General features: G+C 61.4%; 28 protein-coding genes. 17 read left to right on the forward strand and 11 right to left on the reverse strand.

From position 1 onward, the window contains the following. The first annotated feature begins 68 nt into the window (after positions 1 to 68). From pmbA to ACYCCG_RS20325, 6 genes are all read left to right on the forward strand, one after another. Positions 69 to 1,415, forward strand: a complete 1,347-nt coding sequence (gene pmbA / locus ACYCCG_RS20300) for a metalloprotease PmbA (RefSeq protein ID WP_176683751.1) — start codon at positions 69 to 71, stop codon at positions 1,413 to 1,415. 244 nt (positions 1,416 to 1,659) lie between these two features. Continuing rightward, a complete protein-coding gene (locus ACYCCG_RS20305; protein ID WP_012051310.1) occupies positions 1,660 to 2,061 on the forward strand; it encodes a hypothetical protein in 402 nt (133 codons plus the stop codon). After that, positions 2,054 to 3,430 (forward strand): class II fumarate hydratase, encoded by a 1,377-nt coding sequence (locus ACYCCG_RS20310; RefSeq protein WP_459671563.1) that lies wholly within the window; start codon positions 2,054 to 2,056, stop codon positions 3,428 to 3,430. The genes ACYCCG_RS20305 and ACYCCG_RS20310 overlap by 8 nt, the downstream gene beginning before the upstream one ends. A 27-nt stretch (positions 3,431 to 3,457) precedes the next feature. After that, entirely contained in the window at positions 3,458 to 3,919 is a 462-nt protein-coding gene (locus ACYCCG_RS20315; protein WP_176683749.1) for a hypothetical protein, read from the forward strand. A gap of 1 nt (position 3,920) precedes the next feature. After that, entirely contained in the window at positions 3,921 to 4,532 is a 612-nt protein-coding gene (locus tag ACYCCG_RS20320; RefSeq protein WP_176683748.1) for a superoxide dismutase, read from the forward strand. A gap of 11 nt (positions 4,533 to 4,543) precedes the next feature. After that, a complete protein-coding gene (locus tag ACYCCG_RS20325; RefSeq protein ID WP_049586462.1) occupies positions 4,544 to 5,437 on the forward strand; it encodes a ZIP family metal transporter in 894 nt (297 codons plus the stop codon). A 23-nt stretch (positions 5,438 to 5,460) separates the two neighbouring features. Here the strand turns inward: ACYCCG_RS20325 and ACYCCG_RS20330 are convergent, their stop codons facing one another. The 10 genes from ACYCCG_RS20330 to ACYCCG_RS20375 all read right to left on the reverse strand — a co-directional run bounded on the left by ACYCCG_RS20330 (position 5,461) and on the right by ACYCCG_RS20375 (position 12,474). Then, complete coding sequence (locus ACYCCG_RS20330; protein WP_459671564.1) at positions 5,461 to 5,733, reverse strand: HPr family phosphocarrier protein; 273 nt, start codon at positions 5,731 to 5,733, stop codon at positions 5,461 to 5,463. A 19-nt stretch (positions 5,734 to 5,752) separates the two neighbouring features. Next, the gene (gene rapZ, locus ACYCCG_RS20335) at positions 5,753 to 6,607 is read right to left on the reverse strand and encodes an RNase adapter RapZ (protein WP_176683746.1); all 855 of its coding nucleotides are present in this window, start codon (positions 6,605 to 6,607) and stop codon (positions 5,753 to 5,755) included. Between the two features lie 2 nt (positions 6,608 to 6,609). Next, positions 6,610 to 7,074 (reverse strand): PTS IIA-like nitrogen regulatory protein PtsN, encoded by a 465-nt coding sequence (ptsN, locus tag ACYCCG_RS20340; protein ID WP_003255137.1) that lies wholly within the window; start codon positions 7,072 to 7,074, stop codon positions 6,610 to 6,612. A gap of 12 nt (positions 7,075 to 7,086) precedes the next feature. Beyond that, positions 7,087 to 7,395 (reverse strand): ribosome hibernation-promoting factor, HPF/YfiA family, encoded by a 309-nt coding sequence (hpf, locus tag ACYCCG_RS20345; RefSeq protein WP_003255135.1) that lies wholly within the window; start codon positions 7,393 to 7,395, stop codon positions 7,087 to 7,089. 79 nt (positions 7,396 to 7,474) lie between these two features. Beyond that, the gene (locus ACYCCG_RS20350) at positions 7,475 to 8,968 is read right to left on the reverse strand and encodes an RNA polymerase factor sigma-54 (RefSeq protein WP_028697418.1); all 1,494 of its coding nucleotides are present in this window, start codon (positions 8,966 to 8,968) and stop codon (positions 7,475 to 7,477) included. A gap of 176 nt (positions 8,969 to 9,144) precedes the next feature. Further along, the gene (gene lptB, locus ACYCCG_RS20355; RefSeq protein WP_209967836.1) at positions 9,145 to 9,870 is read right to left on the reverse strand and encodes an LPS export ABC transporter ATP-binding protein; all 726 of its coding nucleotides are present in this window, start codon (positions 9,868 to 9,870) and stop codon (positions 9,145 to 9,147) included. Continuing rightward, positions 9,871 to 10,395 (reverse strand): lipopolysaccharide transport periplasmic protein LptA, encoded by a 525-nt coding sequence (gene lptA, locus ACYCCG_RS20360; RefSeq protein ID WP_209967834.1) that lies wholly within the window; start codon positions 10,393 to 10,395, stop codon positions 9,871 to 9,873. It abuts the gene before it with no gap. Further along, a complete protein-coding gene (gene lptC, locus ACYCCG_RS20365; RefSeq protein WP_209967832.1) occupies positions 10,382 to 10,954 on the reverse strand; it encodes an LPS export ABC transporter periplasmic protein LptC in 573 nt (190 codons plus the stop codon). The genes lptA and lptC overlap by 14 nt, the downstream gene beginning before the upstream one ends. A gap of 8 nt (positions 10,955 to 10,962) precedes the next feature. Beyond that, the gene (locus ACYCCG_RS20370; RefSeq protein WP_176683742.1) at positions 10,963 to 11,487 is read right to left on the reverse strand and encodes a KdsC family phosphatase; all 525 of its coding nucleotides are present in this window, start codon (positions 11,485 to 11,487) and stop codon (positions 10,963 to 10,965) included. Between the two features lie 12 nt (positions 11,488 to 11,499). Further along, complete coding sequence (locus tag ACYCCG_RS20375; protein WP_176683741.1) at positions 11,500 to 12,474, reverse strand: KpsF/GutQ family sugar-phosphate isomerase; 975 nt, start codon at positions 12,472 to 12,474, stop codon at positions 11,500 to 11,502. A gap of 248 nt (positions 12,475 to 12,722) precedes the next feature. On the opposite strand from ACYCCG_RS20375, the gene ACYCCG_RS20380 reads away from it, so the two are divergent. From ACYCCG_RS20380 to hisC, 10 genes are all read left to right on the forward strand, one after another. Then, positions 12,723 to 13,532: an ATP-binding cassette domain-containing protein gene (locus ACYCCG_RS20380; protein ID WP_459671565.1), complete on the forward strand. Its 810-nt coding sequence runs from the start codon at positions 12,723 to 12,725 to the stop codon at positions 13,530 to 13,532. Continuing rightward, a complete protein-coding gene (mlaE, locus tag ACYCCG_RS20385; RefSeq protein ID WP_003255125.1) occupies positions 13,532 to 14,329 on the forward strand; it encodes a lipid asymmetry maintenance ABC transporter permease subunit MlaE in 798 nt (265 codons plus the stop codon). The genes ACYCCG_RS20380 and mlaE overlap by 1 nt, the downstream gene beginning before the upstream one ends. Next, positions 14,329 to 14,814, forward strand: a complete 486-nt coding sequence (mlaD, locus tag ACYCCG_RS20390) for an outer membrane lipid asymmetry maintenance protein MlaD (protein WP_003255124.1) — start codon at positions 14,329 to 14,331, stop codon at positions 14,812 to 14,814. The genes mlaE and mlaD overlap by 1 nt, the downstream gene beginning before the upstream one ends. Before the next feature lie 9 nt (positions 14,815 to 14,823). Continuing rightward, positions 14,824 to 15,471: an MlaC/ttg2D family ABC transporter substrate-binding protein gene (locus ACYCCG_RS20395; RefSeq protein WP_404702556.1), complete on the forward strand. Its 648-nt coding sequence runs from the start codon at positions 14,824 to 14,826 to the stop codon at positions 15,469 to 15,471. Next, the gene (locus tag ACYCCG_RS20400; RefSeq protein WP_021781860.1) at positions 15,468 to 15,770 is read left to right on the forward strand and encodes an STAS domain-containing protein; all 303 of its coding nucleotides are present in this window, start codon (positions 15,468 to 15,470) and stop codon (positions 15,768 to 15,770) included. The genes ACYCCG_RS20395 and ACYCCG_RS20400 overlap by 4 nt, the downstream gene beginning before the upstream one ends. A gap of 117 nt (positions 15,771 to 15,887) precedes the next feature. Then, complete coding sequence (locus tag ACYCCG_RS20405; RefSeq protein WP_003255121.1) at positions 15,888 to 16,127, forward strand: BolA family protein; 240 nt, start codon at positions 15,888 to 15,890, stop codon at positions 16,125 to 16,127. A 23-nt stretch (positions 16,128 to 16,150) separates the two neighbouring features. Then, positions 16,151 to 17,416, forward strand: coding sequence for a UDP-N-acetylglucosamine 1-carboxyvinyltransferase (gene murA / locus ACYCCG_RS20410; RefSeq protein WP_176683737.1), 1,266 nt, complete (start codon positions 16,151 to 16,153; stop codon positions 17,414 to 17,416). A 90-nt stretch (positions 17,417 to 17,506) separates the two neighbouring features. Next, complete coding sequence (gene hisG, locus ACYCCG_RS20415) at positions 17,507 to 18,142, forward strand: ATP phosphoribosyltransferase (protein WP_021781861.1); 636 nt, start codon at positions 17,507 to 17,509, stop codon at positions 18,140 to 18,142. A 294-nt stretch (positions 18,143 to 18,436) separates the two neighbouring features. Beyond that, a complete protein-coding gene (hisD, locus tag ACYCCG_RS20420; RefSeq protein ID WP_459671566.1) occupies positions 18,437 to 19,762 on the forward strand; it encodes a histidinol dehydrogenase in 1,326 nt (441 codons plus the stop codon). 2 nt (positions 19,763 to 19,764) lie between these two features. Continuing rightward, positions 19,765 to 20,811 (forward strand): histidinol-phosphate transaminase, encoded by a 1,047-nt coding sequence (gene hisC, locus ACYCCG_RS20425; RefSeq protein WP_209967830.1) that lies wholly within the window; start codon positions 19,765 to 19,767, stop codon positions 20,809 to 20,811. Between the two features lie 582 nt (positions 20,812 to 21,393). Here hisC and ACYCCG_RS20430 read toward each other — a convergent pair. Beyond that, positions 21,394 to 22,578 (reverse strand): alkaline phosphatase family protein, encoded by a 1,185-nt coding sequence (locus tag ACYCCG_RS20430; protein WP_459671567.1) that lies wholly within the window; start codon positions 22,576 to 22,578, stop codon positions 21,394 to 21,396. Between the two features lie 139 nt (positions 22,579 to 22,717). On the opposite strand from ACYCCG_RS20430, the gene ACYCCG_RS20435 reads away from it, so the two are divergent. After that, positions 22,718 to 23,368, forward strand: a complete 651-nt coding sequence (locus tag ACYCCG_RS20435; RefSeq protein ID WP_339534971.1) for a FadR/GntR family transcriptional regulator — start codon at positions 22,718 to 22,720, stop codon at positions 23,366 to 23,368. The last annotated feature ends 6 nt before the right edge of the window (positions 23,369 to 23,374 follow it).

Below are 23,374 nucleotides of genomic sequence, written 5' to 3' on the forward strand. Positions count from 1 at the left end.
GGGGCCGCTTGTCCGGCCCGGTCGTAGAATGACCCCAAGCCGTACGCAGAATTTGAGTGGAGAGAACCATGAGTGCAGTCCAGAGCGTAGGTCCGAGAGACCTGCCAGCATTGCAGGAACAGGTCGAGGCGATCATCGCCGAGGCGCGTCGTCAGGGGGCCAGTGCCTGCGAAGTGGCGGTGTCGCTGGAGCAGGGGCTGTCCACCACCGTACGCCAGCGTGAGGTCGAAACGGTCGAGTTCAACCGCGACCAGGGCTTTGGTATCACCCTCTATGCTGGCCAGCGTAAAGGTTCGGCCAGCACCTCGGCCAGTGGCCCGGAGGCGATCCGCGAGACCGTCGCCGCAGCGCTGGCAATTGCCAGGCACACCTCCGAGGATGAATGCTCGGGCTTGGCCGACGCGGCACTGATGGCGCGTGAAATCCCTGATCTGGACCTGTACCACGACTGGGATATCGAGCCCGAGAAGGCCATTGAAATGGCCTTGGCCTGCGAGGCCGCGGCCTTCGACGCCGACCCGCGCATCCTCAACGCCGATGGCACCACCCTCAATACCCACCAAGGCTGCCGCGTGTATGGCAACAGCCATGGATTCATCGGTGGTTACGCCTCGACCCGGCACAGTCTGAGCTGCGTGATGATTGCCGAAGGCGACGGGCAGATGCAGCGTGACTACTGGTACGACGTGAACCGCCAAGGCAACCTACTGGCCGACCCGCGCAGCATCGGCGTGCGCGCTGCCCAGCGTGCCGCCAACCGCCTTGGCGCCCGGCCGGTGCCGACTTGCGAGGTACCGGTGCTGTTCTCGGCCGAATTGGCCGGTGGCCTGTTCGGTAGCTTCCTGTCGGCCATTTCCGGCGGCAACCTCTACCGCAAGTCGTCGTTCCTGGAGGGTACCATTGGCCAGCGCCTGTTCCCTTCCTGGCTGACCCTCGACGAGCGCCCGCATATTCCGCGTGCGTTGGGCAGTGCTGCGTTCGACGGTGATGGCCTGGCCACCTATGCCAAACCTTTTGTCGAAAAAGGCGAGCTGGTGTCGTACTTGCTGGGCACCTACTCCGGGCGCAAGCTGGGTTTGCCGAGTACTGCCAATTCCGGTGGCGTGCACAACCTGTTCGTCAGCCACGGTGTCGAAGATCAGGCCGCGCTGATTCGCCGCATGGGGCGCGGGCTGCTGGTGACCGAACTGATGGGGCATGGCTTGAACATGGTGACGGGGGACTATTCCCGTGGTGCGGCGGGGTTCTGGGTCGAGAATGGCGAGATTCAGCATGCCGTGCAGGAAGTCACCATCGCCGGAAACATGAAGGACATGTTCCAGCAGATTGTCGCGATTGGCAGCGATCTTGAAACCCGTAGCAACATTCATACGGGCTCGGTGCTGATCGAGCGGATGACCGTTGCTGGTAGCTGATCTTTAGCCTGCGCCGGCCCTTTCGCGGATCAATCCGCTCCTACACGGTAGTGGACGCACATCGGGGCGGGGACACAGGCCGTTGTAGGAGCGGGTTTACCCGCGAAGAGGCCGGCACAGCACTACACCTTCTCTGCAAATCCAAAGACCCGGCCCTCGCGCCGGGTTTTTATTTCATCACCTTTTTCTTGAAGTGATTCTGTTTATCACTTAATAATGAATATCATTATCCAGTAACCCGGCGATGATGTTCATGAAATCCGTCCTCCGCGAACTGCCCTACCTGGAAAACTGGCGCTGGCTCAGCCGGCGCATTCGCTGTGCGCTCGACCCCGACGAGCCGCGCCTGATCGAGCATTACCTGGCCGAAGGCCGCTATCTGGTGTGTTGCACCGAAACCTCGCCATGGACGGTGGCGCTGACAGCGTTTCGCCTGCTGCTGGATACCGCCTGCGATCGCATGCTCCCCTGGCATTGGCGTTGCCTGTGCCTGGATCAGGCGTGGCGCCCTCTGCTGGACCTGCGCAACCTCGACCGCCAGGAACAGAACCAACGCTGGCAACCCTACGCCCTGCAGTTGGCCAATTGCCGTCTGCTGCCTTCGATTTCTCCCGATGAACTGATGCAAGGATTTGATGATGAGTGATACCCGTATCGAGCGTGACAGCATGGGTGAGCTGCAGGTGCCGGCCCAGGCCCTCTACGGCGCCCAGACCCAGCGCGCGGTCGACAACTTCCCGATCAGCGGCCAGCGTATGCCGGCCCAGTTCATTCGTGCCTTGTTGCTGGCCAAGGCCGCTGCGGCCAAGGCCAACGTCGAACTGGAGCAACTGTCTGCCGGGCAGGGCCAGGCTATCGTCAAGGCTGTCGAGCAACTGCTGGCCGAGGACTTCATCCAGCACTTCCCGGTGGATGTGTTCCAGACAGGCTCTGGTACCAGTTCGAACATGAACGCCAATGAGGTGATCGCCACCTTGGCTACCCATGTACTGGGTGAGTCGGTCAATGCCAATGACCACGTCAACTGTGGCCAGAGCAGCAATGACATCATTCCGACCACCATCCACGTCAGCGCCGCGTTGGCCCTGCACGAGCAGTTGCTGCCAGCCCTGGCGCACCTGGTACAGGTGATCGAGGTCAAGTCGGCACAAGTACATCAATTCGTGAAGACCGGTCGTACTCACCTGATGGACGCGATGCCCGTGCGCATGAGCCAGGTGCTGGATGGCTGGGCAGCGCAGATCAATGCTGCCAAGGCGCACATCGAAGGGGTGCTGCCGCGCTTGCAGGCGCTGGCCCAGGGCGGAACCGCCGTGGGTACTGGCATCAACGCCCATCCGCAGTTCGCTGTCGGTTTCGCTCGCCAGCTCAGTGGCCTGACCAAGATCGAGTTCACGCCCGGCCAGAACCTGTTCGCCCTGATCGGCTCGCAGGACACTGCCGTGGCGTTGTCTGGCCAGCTCAAGACCACCGCTGTGGCGTTGATGAAAATCGCCAACGATCTGCGCTGGATGAACTCCGGCCCGCTGGCCGGTCTGGGCGAAATCGAGCTGCAAGCTCTGCAGCCGGGCTCTTCGATCATGCCAGGCAAGGTCAACCCGGTGATCCCGGAGGCCACTGCCATGGTCGCCGCCCAAGTGATTGGCAACGACGCGACCATCGCCGTCGCCGGCCAGTCCGGTAACTTCGAGTTGAACGTGATGCTGCCGGTGATCGCCCGTAACCTGCTGGAAAGCATCGAACTGATGGCCAACGTCAGCCGCTTGCTGGCCGACAAAGCCATCGCCACCTTCAAGGTCAACGAAGACAAACTCAAGGAAGCCCTTGCGCGCAACCCGATTCTGGTCACGGCGTTGAATCCGATCATCGGCTACCTCAAGGCCGCCGAAATCGCCAAGACCGCCTACAAGCAGGGTCGTCCAATCATCGATGTGGCGCTGGAGCACACCAACCTGTCCCGCGACCAGCTTGAAGCGCTGCTGGACCCGGAAAAACTCACCGCCGGCGGTATCTGACCCTGCGTCCCCGCCCAGGAGACAACCATGCAGCACTGGAAACGCACCACGGAAACCGCCAACCGCCTATTCGAACAAGGCGAGCTGGTGGACGCCCGGGAACACTACCTGCAAGCCTTGGCGTTGGCCCAGGTGCTGTTCGAGCGCTGGCATGACGTGGACGAAGCGGTGGCTGCATTCGTCATCGCCCACCACAACCTGGCTGACCTGCACCTGCGCCTTGACCAGCCGCATGAAAGCGCCGACTACCTGTGCGCTGCTCACCAGCGACTGCTGCAGGCCTGCCAGGAAGTGCGCCTGCCTCAGGCGCTGCGTGATGCCGCCTTGCGCCACAGTGCGCGCACTTACACCGAGCTGCTGAGTTTCATTGCCGAGTATGGCCAGTACCCGCGTACCGAGCGCTTGCTCAACCGCCACAGCGCCGGGGCCAGCGAGCTCGCTGCCCAGCCGGATGTAACACCCAGAACCCATGCCTACGGAATTCACTGACATGCCCCATACCTTGCCTGCATTGCCATACGCCTACGATGCGCTGGAACCACACATTGATGCCCAGACAATGGAAATCCACCACACCAAGCATCACCAGACTTACGTGAACGGCCTCAATGCCGCCCTCGAAGGTACCGAGTGGGCCGAATGGCCGGTGGAAAAACTGGTCGCTGCCGTCAAGCAACTGCCGGAAAACCTGCGTGGCGCCGTGACCAACCACGGCGGTGGTCACGCCAACCACAGCCTGTTCTGGACTGTCATGTCGCCTCAGGGCGGTGGCGAGCCTGTGGGCCAACTGGCGCAAGCCGTCACTGCACAACTTGGCGGCTTCGAGGCTTTCAAGGAGGCTTTCACCAAAGCCGCGTTGACCCGCTTCGGCAGCGGATGGGCCTGGCTCAGCGTGACGCCGCAAAAAACCTTGATGGTGGAGAGTAGCGGCAACCAGGACAGCCCGCTGATGCACGGCAATACGCCGATCCTCGGCCTGGACGTGTGGGAGCACGCTTACTACCTCAAGTACCAGAACCGTCGTCCGGAATACATCGGTGCCTTCTACAACGTCATTGACTGGGTGGAAGTTGAACGTCGTTACCTCGAAGCCCTGAAGTGAGTCGGACCGGTATGCGCTCTGAGGTGATGTCTGTCAGCAGTGTGCGCCTGTTCCGCCTGGCGCTTGGGACTTTGCTTTTGCTGGCTGGCGCCGCGTTATTGGTGGCGCGGGGCCTCGCCTGGCTAGACCTCGACCCGCGCATGCTGCGCGCCCTGGAGGGCGGTGCTTTGTGCGCACTGGGTACGGCACTGGGCGCAGTACCGGTACTGGTCATTCGCAATATGCCGGTGGCGCTGGCGGATACGCTATTGGGCTTCGGTGCTGGCGTGATGCTGGCGGCCACCGCGTTTTCCCTGATCATGCCGGGCCTGGCGGCGGCTCAGTCTATTGGCTTCAGCCCTTGGGGGGCAGGTGGCCTGGTCAGTTTTGGCCTGATGTTCGGGGCGTTGTGCCTGTTCCTGGTCGACCTCAAGGTATCCTGGGCTTCGCCGGAGGCGTTGGTGGGCACGGCAAACCAGCCGGTGATCGCAGCGCGCATCTGGCTGTTCGTGATTGCCATAATTGCCCACAACATCCCCGAAGGTATGGCCATTGGTGTGTCGGCCGGGGGTGGCATGGCCGACGCCGACAGCCTGGCCATGGGCATTGCCTTGCAGGATGTGCCTGAGGGGCTGGTGATCGCGCTGGTGCTGGCAGGGGCGGGCATGCCGCGCTTCAAGGCCTTCCTGATCGGCGCAGCCTCAGGCTTGGTCGAGCCGCTGGCGGCGTTGATCTGTGCCTGGCTGGTGAATGTTGCCGAACTGCTGCTGCCGCTGGGGCTGGCCTGTGCAGCGGGGGCGATGTTGCTGGTGGTCACCCAGGAAATCATTCCAGAATCGCGCAGCAACGGCCATCATCGTCTGGCCAGCCTGGGGCTGTGTACAGGTTTCTGTCTGATGATGGTGATGGATACCGCGATGTCCTGATGCAAGCGCAGGTGTGTGGGGGGCTATTCGCCTTCGTCAAAGAAGTTGTTGATCAGCTCGACCAGTGCATCCATGGCGTCGCTGTCCTGCTCGCCTTCGGTATGCAGGTGCACCTGGGTGCCTTTGCCTGCTGCCAGCATCATCACCGCCATGATGCTCTTGCCATCCACCAGCTTGTCCGGGGCGCGACCGACCCGCACCTGGCAGGGGAAGCGGCCGGCCACACCGACGAACTTGGCTGCCGCCCGGGCATGCAGACCCAGCTTGTTGATGATGATGATTTCGCGGGCGGGCATCGTGGGGCGGATCCTTGGGCTAGAGGTCGCGATGGCGGACCTGGACGTTTTTCAGGGTTTTCTGCAACTGTCGACCAAGGCGCTCGGTGATGTACACCGAACGGTGATGGCCGCCAGTGCAGCCGATGGCGATGGTTACGTAGGCGCGGTTGCTGGCAGCGAAGCGGGGCAACCACTTGAGCAGGTAGCTGGAGATGTCGTTGTACATGTCTTCGACATCCGGTTGTGCGGCCAGGTAGTCGATCACGGGTTGATCGAGACCCGAGTGCTCACGCAGCTCTGGCTTCCAGTAGGGGTTGGGCAGGCAGCGCACGTCAAAAACCAGGTCTGCGTCGACCGGCATCCCCCGCTTGAAACCGAACGACTCGACCAGAAACGCTGTGCCGGGCTCGGGCTGGTTCAGCAGGCGCAGCTTGATCGAGTCACGTAACTGGTACAGGTTCAGGTTGGTGGTGTCGATCTTCAGGTCGGCCAGGTCGGCAATAGGGCCCAACAATTCGCTTTCCACGCGGATCGCTTCCGCGAGCGAGCGGTTGGCGTTGGTCAGGGGGTGCCGCCTGCGGGTTTCCGAGAAACGTTTGAGAAGGACCTCTTCATCGGCATCCAGGTACAACACGTCACACTGGATGTGCCGGGCGCGGGCTTCTTCAAGCAGTTCGGGGAAGCGCGTCAGGTGGCTGGGCAGGTTGCGCGCATCGATAGACACCGCCACCTTGGGCTGCAGCAAATCGGTGTTGATCAGTGCATTTTCCGCCAACTGCGGCAGCAGCCCGGCGGGTAAATTGTCGATGCAATAGAAACCGCTGTCTTCCAGGACATCGAGGGCGGTGCTCTTGCCGGAGCCGGACCGGCCGCTGACGATGATCAGGCGCATGTTCAGTGCTCGTTCTGTACGTCCAGGACAACCTGGAACAGGGCCTCATTGCTGGTGGCCGCACGCAGCCGATCACGGACTTCCTTGCGATCGAGCATGCTGGCGATCTGACGCAGTAGTTCAAGGTGGGCATCGGTGGCCGCTTCGGGCACCAGTAGCACAAACAGCAGGTCAACCGGCGCGCCATCGATAGCGTCGTAATCGATAGGGGCTTCCAGGTGCAGCAGGGCGCTGACGGGAGCGGAGCATCCTTCAAGCCGGCAGTGCGGGATGGCGATGCCATTGCCGAAACCGGTAGAACCGAGCTTTTCCCGGGCTACCAGTTTTTCGAAGACGTCCTGCATCTCCAGTTCTGGCACTTGGTCGGCGATGACAGTGGCGACCTTTTCCAGGGCGCGCTTCTTGCTGCCGCCCGGCACGTTCACGAGGGAACGGCCGGGGGTCAGGATGGTTTCAAGTCGGATCATGGATGAGGGGGATCAGCGGGCAGCTGCACCTTGCAGCAGGCTTTGCTGTTTTTCCTTGTGTTTTTTCAGTTGGCGGTCGAGCTTGTCGGCCAGGGCGTCGATCGCTGCATACATGTCTTCGTGTTCGGCGTTGGCTACCACTTCGCCGCCGGGAATCTGCAGGGTCGCCTCGACCTTCTGCTGAAGCTTCTCGACTTTCATGATTACCTGCACGTTGGTGATCTTGTCGAAGTGACTCTCCACGCGGGCGAGCTTTTCAAGCACGTAATCGCGCAGTGGCTGGGTGACTTCTACATGCTGTCCACTGATATTGACTTGCATACAGCTTCTCCTTTGTTGCCCGTGCATAAAGAGGCAGGTCTTGCACCTGCCACGAAAATGCTGTGGCACATCTCAGGGGCTACATCAGTCGCTTGCGCTCGCTCGACGGTGCGATGCCGAGTGACTCGCGGTACTTGGCGACGGTGCGACGGGCTACCTGGATGCCTTGTGCCTCCAGTAAACCAGCGATCTTGCTGTCACTCAATGGCTTTTTCTGATTTTCCGCTGCAACCAGTTTCTTGATGATCGCGCGGATCGCCGTGGACGAGCATTCTCCGCCTTCGGAGGTGCTGACATGGCTGGAGAAAAAGTATTTCAGTTCGTAGATGCCACGCGGGGTGTGCATGTATTTCTGCGTGGTAACCCGTGAGATGGTCGATTCGTGCATGCCTACTGCTTCGGCAATATCATGCAGCACCAGCGGCTTCATCGCTTCGTCGCCGTGGTCGAGGAAGCCGCGCTGGTGCTCGACGATCTGCGTGGCGACCTTCATCAGGGTCTCGTTGCGGCTTTGCAGGCTCTTGATGAACCAGCGCGCTTCCTGCAGCTGGTTGCGCATGAAGGTGTTGTCGGCGCTGGTGTCGGCACGGCGAACGAAGCCGGCGTATTGAGGGTTGACGCGCAGGCGTGGGATGGCTTCCTGATTCAGTTCTACCAGCCAACGGTCGCTGTCCTTGCGCACGATGACGTCGGGCACCACGTACTCGGGCTCGCTGGACTCGATCTGCGAACCCGGGCGCGGGTTAAGGCTTTGCACCAGCTCGATGACCTGGCGCAGTTCGTCTTCCTTGATTTTCATCCGCCGCATCAGCTGGCTGTAGTCACGGCTGCCGAGCAGGTCGATGAAGTCGGTGACCAGGCGCTTGGCTTCGGTCATCCACGGAGTTGTAGCGGGTAGTTGGCGCAGTTGCAGCAACAGGCATTCACCGAGGTTGCGGGCGCCGACGCCAGCCGGCTCGAACTGCTGGATGCGGTGCAGTACTGCTTCGACCTCGTCCAGCTCGATATCCAGCTCCGGGTCGAAACCGGCGCAGATTTCCTCGAGTGTGTCCTCCAGGTAGCCCTGACCGTTGATGCTGTCGATCAGGGTCACGGCAATCAAGCGGTCGGTATCGGACATCGGCGCCAGGTTCAACTGCCACAGCAGGTGGCTTTGCAGGCTCTCGCCGGCCGATGTACGGGTGGTGAAGTCCCACTCGTCGTCATCGTTGCTCGGCAGGCTGCTGGCGCTGGTCTGGTAGATATCTTCCCAGGCGGTATCGACCGGGAGCTCGTTGGGGATGCGCTCGCTCCACTCACCGTCTTCCAGATTGTCGGCGCTGACGGCGCTTTCCTGGAAGCTGTTGTCCTGAACTTCGGCGGCCGGTTTGTTCTCGGCGTTGTCGGCCATCGGGTCGCTGTTGTCGAAGTCTTCGCCGTCTTCCTGACGTTCGAGCATCGGGTTGGACTCCAGCGCTTCCTGGATTTCCTGTTGGAGGTCCAGGGTAGAGAGCTGGAGCAGGCGGATGGCCTGTTGCAACTGAGGTGTCATCGTCAGTTGCTGGCCCATTTTTAGGACGAGCGATGGTTTCATGGCAGGGGCTTAATACCTTGTTCGCCGGCGCGCATGCGCCATCCACTACACGAGGGCGCCGGAGCGCCAGATCAAGCAAGTTTTATGCCTTAAATTGTAGCGTTTGCCTAGAGTACCGTAACAACTTTACCCGCAGTCTCACGGCTTGCTTGCCAGTACTTCAGGCGCTTTTCGGGTCAGAGGCGGAACTCGTGGCCCAGGTAAACTTCTTTGACCAGGTCGTTTGCCAGGATGGTTTCAGCGTCGCCTTCGGCGATCAGTCGGCCATCGTTGACGATGTAAGCGGTCTCGCAGATATCCAGGGTTTCACGCACGTTGTGGTCGGTAATCAGTACACCGATACCTTTGGCCTTGAGGTGGTGGATGATCTGCTTGATGTCGCCGACTGAAATCGGGTCGACACCGGCGAACGGTTCGTCCAGCAGGATGAATTTGGGTGCGGTCGCCAGGGCGCGGGCAATCTCGACACGGCGGCGTTCGCCACCGGACAGGCTCATGCCGAGGTTGTCGCGGATGTGGCTGATGTGGAACTCCTGCAGCAGGCTTTCCAGCTCTTTGCGGCGGCCGTCCCGGTCGAGGTCCTTGCGGGTCTCGAGGATGGCCATGATGTTGTCGGCTACCGACAGCTTGCGGAAGATCGAGGCTTCCTGGGGCAGGTAGCCGATGCCGGCGCGCGCGCGGCCGTGCATGGGCTGGTAGCTCACATCGAGGCTGTCGATCAGTACGCGGCCCTGTTCGGCCTGGACCAGACCGACAATCATGTAGAAGCAAGTGGTCTTGCCGGCGCCGTTGGGGCCGAGAAGGCCGACGATCTGGCCGCTGTCGATCGACAGGCTGACATCACGTACTACCTGCCGCCCCTTGTAGCTCTTTGCCAGGTGCTGGGCTTTGAGGGTTGCCATTTACTCGGCCTTCTTCTTGGGCTGGATCACCATGTCGATACGCTGACGGGGTGTTGTCACGTTGCTACCGCGACCGGCGGTCGCCACCTGGGTCTGGGTGTTGTAGACGATCTTCTCGCCTTCGGTGGTGTTGCCTTCGTTCTCGACCTTGGCGCGGTCGGTGAGAATTACCAGGTCCTTCTGCGCCTGGTACTGGATGGTCACGCCCCAGCCTTTCATCTTGTCTGGCTTGGCTGCGCTCTGCTGCTGCTCGAAGTAGGCCAGGTTGCCCACCGAGGTCACTACGTCGATATCGCCGGAGGCGGAGCGGGTAATGGTCACGGTGTTGCCTTTGATCATCATCGAACCCTGGGTGATGATCACGTCGCCGGTGTAAGTGGCCACGCCTTGCTTGTCATCCAGGTGGGCGTTGTCGGCCTGGATGCGAATAGGCTGGTCACGGTCATTCGGCAGGGCGAGGGCGCTCGCGCTTCCCAGTGCTGCGCTCAGGCTGAGCAAAAGGGGGAGGGTTTTAACGAGCCTCATACTGTCCTCTTACGTTAGAGAGCAAGTCCATCTTGCCTTCTTTCAAATACGCTTTCATGCCTTTGCCCGTAGTTGTGCCTCCGGCGCCGTCGATTCTAACGGCTTGCTCGGTCTGCGCATATTGCTTCTGCGGGAACACGGTCATGCGTGAGCTGGTAATGATGGTTTCACGCTGCTTTTCATCGGTGCGGGCAATCCGTACCTTGTCAATCAGTTCGACCTCGGTACCGTCCGGATTGACCTCGGCGCGTGTGCTCTGCACATGCCACGGGTACGCAGTGCCGCGGTACAGGTGCAGGTCCGGTGTGGTCACTTGTGTGATTTCGCTGGTCTTGAGGTGTTCGATCCTGTCGGCGGTCATTTCGTATTGCAGCTTGCCGTCGGGCAGGAACTGCACGCTGTGGGCGTTGATCGCGTAGTAGTCGATGGCGCTTTCATCGACTTGGGCCACGGGCTTGTCGAGGAAGCTTTCGGGGCTGACATTCCAGTAGCCAATGGCTACCAACAGGGCGGCTATCGCCCCGAGCAGCACAATGTTTCGGGCTTTCTTGCTGAGCATGGGCAGCCTTACAGGTAGTTGGCGTTGGCAGCGTCCAGGGTGCCCTGGGCGTGCATGATCAGTTCGCAGAATTCACGGGCCGCGCCTTCGCCGCCACGTGCCTGGGTCACGCCGTGGGCATGCTGGCGTACGAATGGTGCGGCGTTGGCTACGGCCATGCCCAGAGCCACCCGGCGAATCACCGGCAGGTCGGGCAGGTCGTCGCCCAGGTAAGCCACTTGATCATAGCTTAGGCCCAGTTCGGCGAGCAGGCCGTCAAGTACCACCAATTTGTCCTCCCGGCCTTGGAAGAGGTGCGGGATACCGAGGTTCCTGGCCCGGCGTTCGACCACTGGGGTCTTGCGCCCGCTGATGATCGCGGTGGTCACGCCCGAGGCCATGAGCATCTTGATGCCCTGGCCGTCGAGGGTATTGAACGTCTTGAATTCGCTGCCATCCTCGAGGAAATACAGGCGCCCGTCGGTGAGCACGCCGTCCACGTCGAACACTGCCAGCTTGATGCCTTTGCCGCGTTGCATGAGGTCCTGGTTCATTCCATCGCTCCTTTACATTACGCCGGCGCGCAGCAGGTCATGCATGTTCAGGGCACCGGTAGGGCGGTCTTCACGGTCCACCACCACCAGAGCGTTGATCTTGTGGTCTTCCATTATCTTCAGGGCTTCGGCGGCGAGCATGTCGGCACGCGCAGTCTTGCCATGAACGGTCATGACCTGGTCGATCAGAGTGGTGTGCACATCGATGTTGCGGTCCAGGCTGCGGCGCAGGTCACCGTCGGTGAAGATCCCGGCCAGCTTGCCGTCGGCTTCGACGATCACGGTCATGCCCAAACCTTTATGGGACATTTCCAGCAGCGCGTCCTTGAGCAGGGTGCCGCGTGGTACTTGAGGCAGATCGTCGCCGGCGTGCATCACGTTCTCGACCTTCAGCAGCAGGCGGCGGCCCAGCGCTCCCCCGGGATGTGAGAAGGCAAAGTCCTCGGCAGTGAAGCCGCGGGCTTCAAGCAGGGCGATGGCCAGGCAGTCGCCCAGCACCAGCGATGCGGTTGTCGAGGAAGTGGGGGCCAGGTTCAGCGGGCAGGCCTCTTGCTCGACGCGGGCGTCAAGATTGACTTCGGCGGCCTGGGCCAGCGGCGAGTCTGGGTTGCCAGTCAGGCTGATCAGCTTGATACCCAGGCGCTTGATCAGTGGCAGCAGGGTGACGATTTCGGCAGTGCTGCCGGAATTCGACAGGGCAAGGATGACATCGTCGCGGGTGATCATGCCCATGTCGCCATGGCTGGCTTCGGCCGGGTGTACGAAAAACGCCGGGGTGCCGGTGCTGGCCAGGGTCGCGGCGATCTTGTTGCCGATGTGCCCGGACTTGCCCATGCCGACCACGACGACCCGGCCCTTGCTGGACAGAATCAGTTCGCAGGCTTTGACGAAATTGTCGTCGATGCGCGCCAAAAGGGCCTCCACGGCCTTGAGTTCCAGGCGCAGAGTGCGTTGGGCGGATTGGATCAGCTCGCTGGATTGGCTCATGTCGAAAAAGCAATGCCTGATGAAAAGGCGACGATTATACGCGCAATGATGAAAACCCTCACCTCCTCGATTACTGCAGCAAATACCACCAAAGTCTGTCGCGGGGCTGAACGGCTGGTTGCCCGGCCTTGGGGCGGCGCTGTCAGCGGTGCTATAGTTCGCCGCTATTCGGCCTGTCAGGGGTGCTTGTGCCTTCCAGATGGAGGCCGGCGTCCATTAGGACGAGGCTGCATAAGCAAGGAGTCTAGATGAGTGTGGATAGCGCCTACGCGGTCGAGTTGAAGGGTGTGACCTTCAAACGCGGTTCGCGCAGCATTTTCAGCAACGTCGACATCAGCATCCCGCGCGGCAAGGTCACCGGCATCATGGGGCCATCGGGTTGCGGCAAGACCACGTTGCTCCGCCTGATGGGCGCGCAGTTGCGCCCCGCGAGCGGTGAGGTATGGGTTGCCGGGCAGAACCTGCCGACGCTGTCGCGCAGCGACCTGTTCGACGCCCGCAAGCAGATGGGCGTGCTGTTTCAGAGCGGCGCGTTGTTCACCGACCTCGATGTGTTCGAGAACGTTGCGTTCCCGCTGCGCGTGCATACTCAGCTGTCGGACGAGATGATCCGTGACATCGTGTTGATGAAGCTGCAGGCCGTGGGCCTGCGCGGTGCCATCGACCTGATGCCCGACGAGCTGTCCGGTGGCATGAAGCGCCGTGTGGCACTGGCCCGGGCGATTGCCATGGACCCGCAGATCCTCATGTACGACGAACCGTTCGTCGGCCAGGACCCGATCGCCATGGGGGTACTGGTGCGCCTGATTCGCTTGCTCAACGATGCTTTGGGCATCACCAGCATCGTGGTTTCCCATGACCTGGCAGAAACCGCCAGCATCGCCGATTACATCTACGTGGTAGGTGACGGTCAGGTGCTGGGCCAGGGGACGCCTGATGAGCTGATGGGCTCGGACAATCCACGGATCCGCCAATTCATGAAAGGCGATCCGGACGGCCCGGTTCCCTTCCACTTTCCCGCGCCTGACTACCGCGCCGACCTGCTGGGGGCGCGTTGATGCGCAGAAAATCCTTACTCGAACGTGTCCGCCTGCTGGGCCGCTCGGCAATCGACGTGCTGGCCGTGCTCGGGCGTTCGTGCCTGTTCCTGTTCCATGCGCTGGTCGGTCGCGGTGGCATTGGCGGCGGTTTCCAGCTGCTGACCAAGCAGTTGTACTCGGTCGGTGTGCTGTCGCTGGCGATCGTCGTCGTGTCCGGGGTGTTCATCGGCATGGTGCTGGCGCTGCAGGGCTACAGCATCCTGACCAAGTACGGCTCGGAGCAGGCGGTAGGGCAGATGGTCGCCCTGACCCTGCTGCGTGAACTTGGCCCGGTGGTAACGGCATTGCTGTTTGCCGGCCGTGCCGGTTCCGCGCTGACCGCTGAAATCGGCAACATGAAGTCTACCGAGCAGCTGTCGAGCCTGGAAATGATCGGTGTCGACCCGCTCAAGTACATCGTTGCACCACGCTTGTGGGCCGGTTTCATCTCGCTGCCGTTGCTGGCGCTGATCTTCAGCGTGGTCGGTATCTGGGGTGGTTCGTGGGTGGCGGTGGACTGGCTGGGCGTCTACGAGGGCTCGTTCTGGGCCAACATGCAGAACAGCGTTTCTTTCACTGACGACGTGCTCAACGGGCTGGTCAAGAGCCTGGTGTTTGCTTTCGTCTCGACCTGGATCGCCGTATTCCAGGGGTACGACTGTGAGCCCACCTCAGAAGGGATCAGCCGTGCAACCACCAAGACCGTGGTCTATGCCTCGTTGGCAGTGCTGGGTCTGGACTTTATTCTGACCGCCTTGATGTTTGGAGATTTCTGATGCAAAACCGCACCCTGGAAATCGGTGTCGGCCTGTTCCTCCTGGCCGGGATCCTGGCGCTGCTGCTGCTGGCCCTGCGTGTCAGCGGGCTGTCGGCCAGCCCGACCACTGATACCTATAAAGTTTATGCTTACTTCGACAATATCGCCGGTTTGACGGTCAGAGCTAAGGTGACCATGGCCGGTGTGACCATCGGCAAGGTCACCGCCATCGATCTGGACCGTGATTCCTACACCGGTCGGGTGACGTTGCAACTGGACAAGTCGGTCGATAACCTGCCGACCGACTCCACTGCCTCGATCCTGACCGCCGGTTTGCTTGGTGAGAAGTACATCGGCATCAGCGTGGGCGGTGAAGACGATGTCCTCAAGGATGGCTCAACCATCCATGACACTCAGTCGGCACTGGTGCTGGAAGATCTGATTGGCAAGTTCCTGCTCAACTCTGTTGGCAAGGAACCGAAAGAAGCGCAACCGGCTAATTAAGGAGTATCCATGATTTCGATCCTGCGACGTGGCCTGCTAGTGCTACTGGCGGCCTTCCCCCTGCTGGCCCTGGCTGCGCAGACACCGCACGATGTGGTTCAGGGCACCACCAATGAACTGCTCGGTGACCTCAAGGCCAACAAGGAGCAGTACAAGTCCAACCCCAACGCCTTCTATGACTCGCTCAACCGCATTCTCGGCCCGGTGGTGGATGCTGACGGTATCTCGCGCAGCATCATGACCGTGAAATACTCCCGCAAGGCGACCCCGGAGCAGATGCAGCGCTTCCAGGAGAACTTCAAGCGCAGCCTGATGCAGTTCTATGGCAATGCCCTGCTCGAATACAACAACCAGGGCATCACCGTCGACCCGGCTAAGGCCGATGACGGCAAGCGCGCCAGTGTCGGCATGAAGGTCACCGGCAACAACGGTGCCGTGTACCCCGTGCAGTACACCCTGCAGAACATTGGCGGCGAGTGGAAGGTGCGTAACGTGATCGTCAACGGCATCAACATCGGCAAGCTGTTCCGTGACCAGTTCGCCGATGCCATGCAGCGCAACGGCAACGACCTGGACAAGACCATCGACGGCTGGGCCGGCGAAGTGGCCAAGGCCAAGCAGACTGCCGACAACTCGCCAGAGAAGAGCGTCAAATGAGCGAGGCTGCTGTAAGCATGGCCGAGCCGGGCGTGCTGCGTCTGGCTGGCGTGCTGGATTACCGCAGCGGCCCGGCCTTGCGCAAGCAAGGCAAGGTGCTGATCGATGGCTCGCGCGAGCCGCGGCTGGTGCTTGATTGCTCGGCTGTCGAGAAGTCGTCGAGTGTCGGCCTGTCGCTGTTGCTTGCGTACATTCGTGATGCTCAGGCCACCGGCAAGGCGTGCGAGGTGCGTAGCATGCCCGACGACATGCGGGAAATTGCCGAGGTCTATGATCTCGATGAAGTGCTGGCAAGCTAGTGGCCAGGCACGGATGATGGCCCCTCGGTCAGCGAAGCCTTCGTTGGGCTTCGCAGGCGAGGGGCTTTTTTGTATGATGGCCGACCCGTGCGCATCGGGCGCCGATTGAGGTTGAGCATGCAGGCCGTAGAAGTTAAGAGCTTCCTTGAAGAGAAATTGCCGGGTTCCCGGGTCGAAGTTGAAGGCGAAGGCTGCAACTTCCAGTTGAACGTGATCAGCGACGAGTTGGCTGGCCTGAGTCCGGTCAAACGCCAGCAGGCGATCTATGCTCACCTGAATCCGTGGATCGCCAATGGCAGCATCCATGCGGTAACCATGAAATTTTTCAGCAGCGCAGCCTGGGCTGAGCGCACCTGAGCCAACTTGGCGGCGAGACTCCAATGGACAAACTGATTATTACTGGCGGCGCTCGCCTTGACGGCGAGATCCGCATTTCGGGCGCGAAAAACGCAGCCCTGCCGATTCTGGCAGCGACCCTGCTGGCCGATGGCCCGGTCACCGTGGGCAACCTGCCGCACCTGCACGACATCACCACCATGATCGAGCTGTTCGGGCGTATGGGCATTGAGCCTGTGATCGACGAAAAGCTGTCGGTGGAGATCGATCCGCGCACCATCAAAACCCTGGTCGCGCCATACGAACTGGTCAAGACCATGCGCGCTTCGATCCTGGTGCTGGGCCCGATGGTTGCGCGCTTCGGCGAAGCCGAAGTGGCCCTGCCTGGCGGTTGCGCCATTGGCTCGCGCCCGGTCGATCTGCACATCCGTGGCCTTGAGGCCATGGGGGCGAAGATCGAAGTGGAAGGCGGCTACATCAAGGCCAAGGCGCCTGAAGGCGGCCTGCGTGGCGCGCACTTCTTCTTCGACACCGTCAGCGTGACCGGTACCGAGAACATCATGATGGCAGCTGCCTTGGCCAAGGGCCGCAGCGTGTTGCAGAACGCCGCGCGTGAGCCTGAAGTGGTCGACCTGGCCAACTTCATCAACGCCATGGGCGGGAACATTCAGGGCGCAGGTACCGATACCATCACCATCGATGGTGTCGAACGACTGGATTCGGCCAACTACCGCGTGATGCCGGACCGCATCGAGACCGGTACCTACCTGGTCGCCGCTGCCGTGACCGGTGGCCGTGTCAAGGTCAAGGACACCGACCCTACCATCCTTGAAGCCGTGCTGGAAAAACTCAAGGAAGCGGGTGCCGATATCACCACCGGCGAAGACTGGATCGAACTGGACATGCATGGCAAGCGGCCGAAAGCCGTCAACCTGCGTACCGCCCCGTACCCGGCGTTCCCGACCGACATGCAGGCGCAGTTCATCTCGCTGAATGCCATTGCCGAAGGCACTGGCGCGGTGATCGAGACCATCTTCGAAAACCGCTTCATGCACGTTTACGAAATGCACCGCATGGGCGCGCAGATCCAGGTCGAAGGCAACACTGCCATCGTCACTGGCGTCAAGGCGCTGAAGGGTGCCCCGGTCATGGCCACCGACCTGCGTGCTTCCGCCAGCCTGGTGCTGTCGGCGCTGGTTGCCGAAGGCGATACCCTGATCGATCGCATCTACCACATCGACCGTGGTTACGAGTGCATCGAGGAAAAACTGCAGATGCTCGGCGCGAAAATCCGCCGCGTACCGGGCTAATGCCCGCGGGTGCAAGGACGCACCTTTTGAATTGAATGCGGCCAGGTCGATGACCTGGCCGGCAGCAGCCGCTTAAGGACCGACGTTCCAATGTTGACCATCGCGCTTTCCAAAGGCCGTATTCTCGACGATACCTTGCCGTTGCTGGCCGAGGCCGGCATCGTGCCGACCGAAAACCCGGACAAGAGCCGCAAGCTGATCATCCCTACCACGCAGGACGACGTGCGCCTGCTGATCGTGCGTGCCACCGACGTGCCGACCTATGTCGAGCATGGGGCCGCCGACCTGGGTGTGGCCGGCAAGGACGTGCTGATGGAGTACGGCGGCCAGGGCCTGTATGAGCCCCTGGACCTGCAGATTGCCCAATGCAAGCTGATGACCGCAGGCGTAGTCGGCGCAGCCGAGCCCAAAGGGCGCCTGCGCGTGGCCACCAAGTTCGTCAACGTAGCCAAGCGTTACTACGCCGAACAAGGTCGCCAGGTCGACATCATCAAGCTGTATGGCTCGATGGAGCTGGCACCGCTGATCAATCTTGCCGACAAGATCATCGACGTGGTCGACACCGGCAACACCCTGCGTGCCAACGGCCTGGAACCCCAGGAACTGATCGCCACGATCAGCTCGCGCCTGGTGGTCAACAAAGCCTCCATGAAAATGCAGCACGCCCGCATCCAGAGCCTGATCGAGACGCTGCGCGGAGCGGTCGAATCGCGACACCGCGGCTAACGCTCTACCTGCTGCGCGCGGCCTTCGCTGTCGCGCCCGTCTATCCGCGTCATAGCCATTTTTCTCGGGTGCCCGCGCGGATGGACTGGTAGCTTGGGATTGTGCGAAAAGTCGCCGAGCGGCGATCATGCAAGAACGAAAACAGGCGAGGAACGGCCGGGGTCGCGCCCGACTTTGCTGGTTGCAAATGAGCATTCCGAGCCTGTTTTTAACGTAGCATGATCGTCGCGCAGGCACTTTTCGCGCAATCCCCTAGGGCGCCTGAGCATTCGCTAATATTACGAGGCCCTCGCCATGACCGTGTCCACTGCAATTGCCCGTCTCAACGCTGCTGATCCGGATTTCGCCCGACATCTGGATCATCTGCTGAGCTGGGAAAGTGTGTCCGATGACGCGGTCAATCAGCGCGTGCTCGACATCATCAAGGCCGTGCGTGAACGCGGTGATGCGGCGCTGGTGGAATTCACCCAGCGCTTCGATGGTGTTGACGCCAAGTCGATTGACGACCTGATCCTCAATCGCGCGCGCCTGGAGCTGGCGCTGACCCGTATCACCCCGGTCCAGCGCGAAGCCCTGGAAAAGGCCGCCAACCGTGTGCGCATCTATCACGAGCGGCAGAAGCAGGATTCCTGGCAGTACACCGAGGCCGACGGCACCGTGCTCGGCCAGAAGGTCACCCCGCTGGACCGTGCTGGCCTGTATGTGCCGGGCGGCAAGGCGTCGTATCCGTCGTCGGTGCTGATGAACGCCATCCCGGCCAAGGTTGCCGGCGTGGCTGAAGTGGTGATGGTAGTACCGACCCCGCGGGGTGAGGTCAACGAACTGGTGCTGGCGGCTGCCTGCATCGCCGGTGTCGACCGGGTGTTCACCGTCGGTGGTGCCCAGGCCGTGGCTGCGCTGGCCTACGGCACTGAAAGCGTGCCGCAGGTGGACAAGATCGTCGGTCCGGGCAACATCTACGTTGCCACCGCCAAGCGCCACGTGTTCGGCCAGGTAGGCATCGACATGATCGCCGGCCCCTCGGAAATTCTCGTGGTATGCGACGGCCAGACCGACCCGGACTGGATCGCAATGGACCTGTTCTCCCAGGCCGAGCACGACGAAGACGCCCAGGCCATCCTGGTCAGCCCGAATGCCGCCTTCCTCGATCGCGTGGCCGCCAGCATCGACAAGCTGATGCCGACCATGGAGCGTGCCGATATCATCGAGAAGTCGATCAATGGCCGTGGTGCGCTGATCCAGGTGCGAGACATGCAGCAGGCCATGGAAGTGGCCAACCGCATCGCACCGGAGCACCTGGAGCTGTCGGTGGCCGACCCGCAAGCCTGGCTGCCACACATTCGCCACGCTGGCGCGATATTCATGGGCCGCCACACCAGCGAAGCGCTGGGCGATTACTGCGCTGGCCCTAACCACGTGCTGCCCACTTCAGGTACCGCGCGTTTTTCGTCGCCGCTGGGGGTGTATGACTTCCAGAAGCGGTCGTCGATCATCTTCTGCTCCGAGCAGGGCGCGTCCGAGCTGGGCCACACTGCCTCGGTCCTGGCCCGTGGCGAGTCGCTTACTGCCCACGCCCGTAGTGCCGAATACCGTATCCTGACCCAAGACAAGGGGAACTGAGCATGAGTCGATTCTGGAGCCCCTTCGTCAAGGGCCTGGTGCCTTACGTGCCGGGCGAGCAACCCAAGCTGGCGCGCCTGGTCAAGCTGAACACCAACGAAAACCCCTATGGCCCGTCACCCAAGGCGCTGGAGGCCATGCGCGGCGAGCTTAACGATAACCTGCGCCTGTATCCGGACCCGAACGGTGACCGTCTCAAGCAAGCGGTGGCCGAGTACTACGGCGTGACGCCGGCGCAAGTGTTTGTCGGCAACGGCTCGGACGAGGTGCTGGCGCACATCTTCCATGGCCTGTTCCAGCACGATGCGCCCCTGCTGTTCCCGGACATCAGCTACAGCTTCTACCCGGTCTACTGCGGGCTGTACGGCATTGCCTTCGAACAGGTGGCGCTGGATGAGCAGTTCCAGATCCGCATCGAGGACTACAAAAAGCCCAACGCTGGCATCATCTTCCCCAACCCCAACGCGCCGACCGGTTGCCTGATGCCGTTGCAGGTGGTGGAGCAGTTGCTGCAGGCCAACCGTGATTCGGTGGTGGTTGTGGATGAGGCCTACATCGATTTCGGTGGTGAAACGGCGATCAGCCTGGTGGACCGCTACGATAACCTGCTGGTTACCCAGACGCTGTCGAAGTCGCGCTCGCTGGCGGGTCTGCGAGTTGGCCTGGCGGTAGGGCACCCGGACCTGATCGAAGCGCTGGAGCGGATCAAGAACAGCTTCAACTCCTATCCGCTGGACCGTGCAGCTATCGTCGGCGCGGCGGTGGCGTTCGAAGACCGTGAGTATTTCGAGGAAACCTGCCGCAAGGTGATAGACAGCCGCGAGGAACTGGTCGGGCAGTTGCAGGCCAAGGGCTTTGAGGTGCTGCCGTCGGCTGCCAACTTCATCTTCGCCCGCCACCCCCAGCAGGATGCTGGCGAGCTGGCGGCACGCTTGCGCGAGCAGGGCGTGATCGTGCGGCACTTCAAGCAGCCGCGTATTGCCCAGTTCCTGCGGATCACCATCGGTACGCCGGAAATGAACCAGGCACTGCTGGATGCGTTGAGCTGACGTGTAGGAGCGGGTTTACCCGCGAATACGGTAGCGGCGGCAGCGGCGAACGGTCGGTTGAAATTGGCCAGCAGGCCCGGCCCATTCGCGGGTGAACCCGCTCCTACAACAGCCTGTGCGCGTCCATCGTAGGAGCGGGTTTACCCGCGAATACGGTAGCGGCGGCAACGGTGAACGGCTGGTGAAATTGGCCAGCAGGTCCGGCCCTTTCGCGGGTGAACCCGCTCCTACACGCGGCCTGTGCCCAACCACCGACCTGTGTCCACCCCCGATCCGGCGTAGGAGCGGGTTTACCCGCGAATACGGTAGCGGCGGCAACGGTGAATGGCGGGTGGTAATTGGCCAGCAGGCCCGGCCCTTTCGCGGGTGAACCCGCTCCTACACGCGGCCTGCGCCAAACCACCGAGCTGTGTCCACCCCCGATCCGGCGTAGGAGCGGGTTTACCCGCGAATACGGTAGCGGCGGCAACGGTGAATGGCGGGTGGTAATTGGCCAGCAGGTCCGGCCCTTTCGCGGGTGAACCCGCTCCTACGGGGATCGCGCCAGCCCTTGAGAAGCGACAGAACAGTTGCTTCAAGGGCTTAATAGCGGTGGCCTTCGATCACAAACGACTTGGCTGCCGGCCTGTTGCGCACCGCCGCCGGTGTACCATCAAGCACCAGTACATAATCGTTCTGCTTGTCCATGCCCTCCGGATCGGTCCATTGCTCGTCTCTGGCCGCAACCTGGGCAACCACATGGCCGTTCTTGATAATGGTCAGATAGCCATTGGCGTTGCTGTTCCAGCGAAGCCGTCCTTTGTTCTCGTCGGCCCGCGCCTTGCGTACGCCGGTATCACCCAGTAAAGGCGTGCCGTCCAATAGCCATTCCGGCTGCAGCTTGAGGCCCATGTGGCGCAGCACCGCAGGCGCTACCGAGGTCTGCGCGGGTAGCCCGTACAGGTTGCCGGGTCCAGGCATCTCCACGGGAATGCTCAGCTCGGTCAGCTCCTCATTCAACGGCTTGTTGCTGGCGATGAAAATACGCTTTTCCTGCTCCGAAGCACCACCATGGCCTTTCCCCCAATAATCGCGGCCATGGTTGGTACTGACGATTACCAGCCAGTCTTCCTGCGGGAACATGCGACGACGCTGGTCTACCTTGTCCAACAGCCGTCCGATCTCGCTGTCGGCCTTGCGCAACGCCTGCGCATAGCGCTCACCATAACCCCTGTGATGGCCGATCTGGTCAGGTTCGTCCAGTTGAATGAACGTGAAATCAGCAGGTGTGTCGTCGAGGATCTGCAACGTACGCTCAATCACCTGTTCATCTGGCAAACCACTTTCGCGTACATCGGCGTCATGGGCGTCCTCCAGCAGAAATGCCGTGTTGATGGGCGACCCGTTGACGATGCTGGAGAGGTAGGCATTGGGGTAGGCCAGGCGTAGCCGCTTGAACAGGCTCGGAAACGCCGGGTTTACCCGTTGCGAGTCGTCGTCCGATTTAACGCCATGCTTGTTGCTCCATACCCCGGTCAGCAAAGTGATCCAGCCTGGACCGCTCAAGGTGGGTTGCTCGCTGGATTTACCATTGACCCCCCCGGCGTAAGCCTTGCCGTAGTGCAGACGCTGTTTCAGGTTGGTCGCATCGCCCAGTTGCAGGTATTGCTGCAACTGTACGCCGTCAAGGCCGATGAGCAGGGTTTTAGGGCGGCTCGGGTGCCGGGCCGTGTCACAGCCTGGCTGCAGGGTCAGGAACAGCAGTAACAGCAAACTCGCCAGTCGCATGTTGGCGCATCCTTGAAAGCACGCAACGAGCGTTGCAACAAAGTGGCATGCCCACAACTGGCAGAAATACCAGGTGGTTTACGTTTTTGCCTGCAATCCAGTAAGCTGCACCAATTCGTCGGATGATTGGTTGAGTGGCATGAATACAGAGCTGACCAAGCGCTCCCTGGTGGAGTTGGCCGTAGAGCGCATGCGCGAATGCATCGTGCTGGGCGATTGGCAGGTCGGTCAGCGCCTGCCTACCGAGCCAGAGCTTGCCTTGCAACTGGGCATCAGCCGCAACACCGTGCGTGAGGCCATGCGCGTGCTGGCGTTCAGTGGCCTGGTGGAAATTCGCCAGGGCGACGGCAGCTACCTGCGCACTGCCCAGGACCCGCTGCAGGCGGTGCATGCGATGTCCCGGTGTACGCCCGATCAGGCCCGTGAAACCCGCCATATCCTCGAGGCGGAGGCCGTCGGCCTGGCAGCTTTGCGCCGTACCGATACCGACCTGCAAGCGCTACGGGATGCTCTGGAAGGCAGTGCCGGGCATTTTCACGGCGATGTCGATGCCTATGTGGCCTGCGATCTGGTGTTCCACCAGCGGCTGGTCGATGCCGCCCACAACCCGGCATTAAGCGAGTTGTACCGTTACTTTTCCGGGGTCGTGGCTGCCGCTCTGCAACACAATATGGCGACCGTTCCGCGCTGCCAGGCTACGTTCGACTTGCATGGGCAGATCCTCGACGCCATCGAGCAGCATGACGCTGAACGGGCCAAGCGCCTGAGCCGTACCCTCATTGAATCCTGACACCGA

The organism is Pseudomonas sp. VEM90, assembly GCF_054611535.1.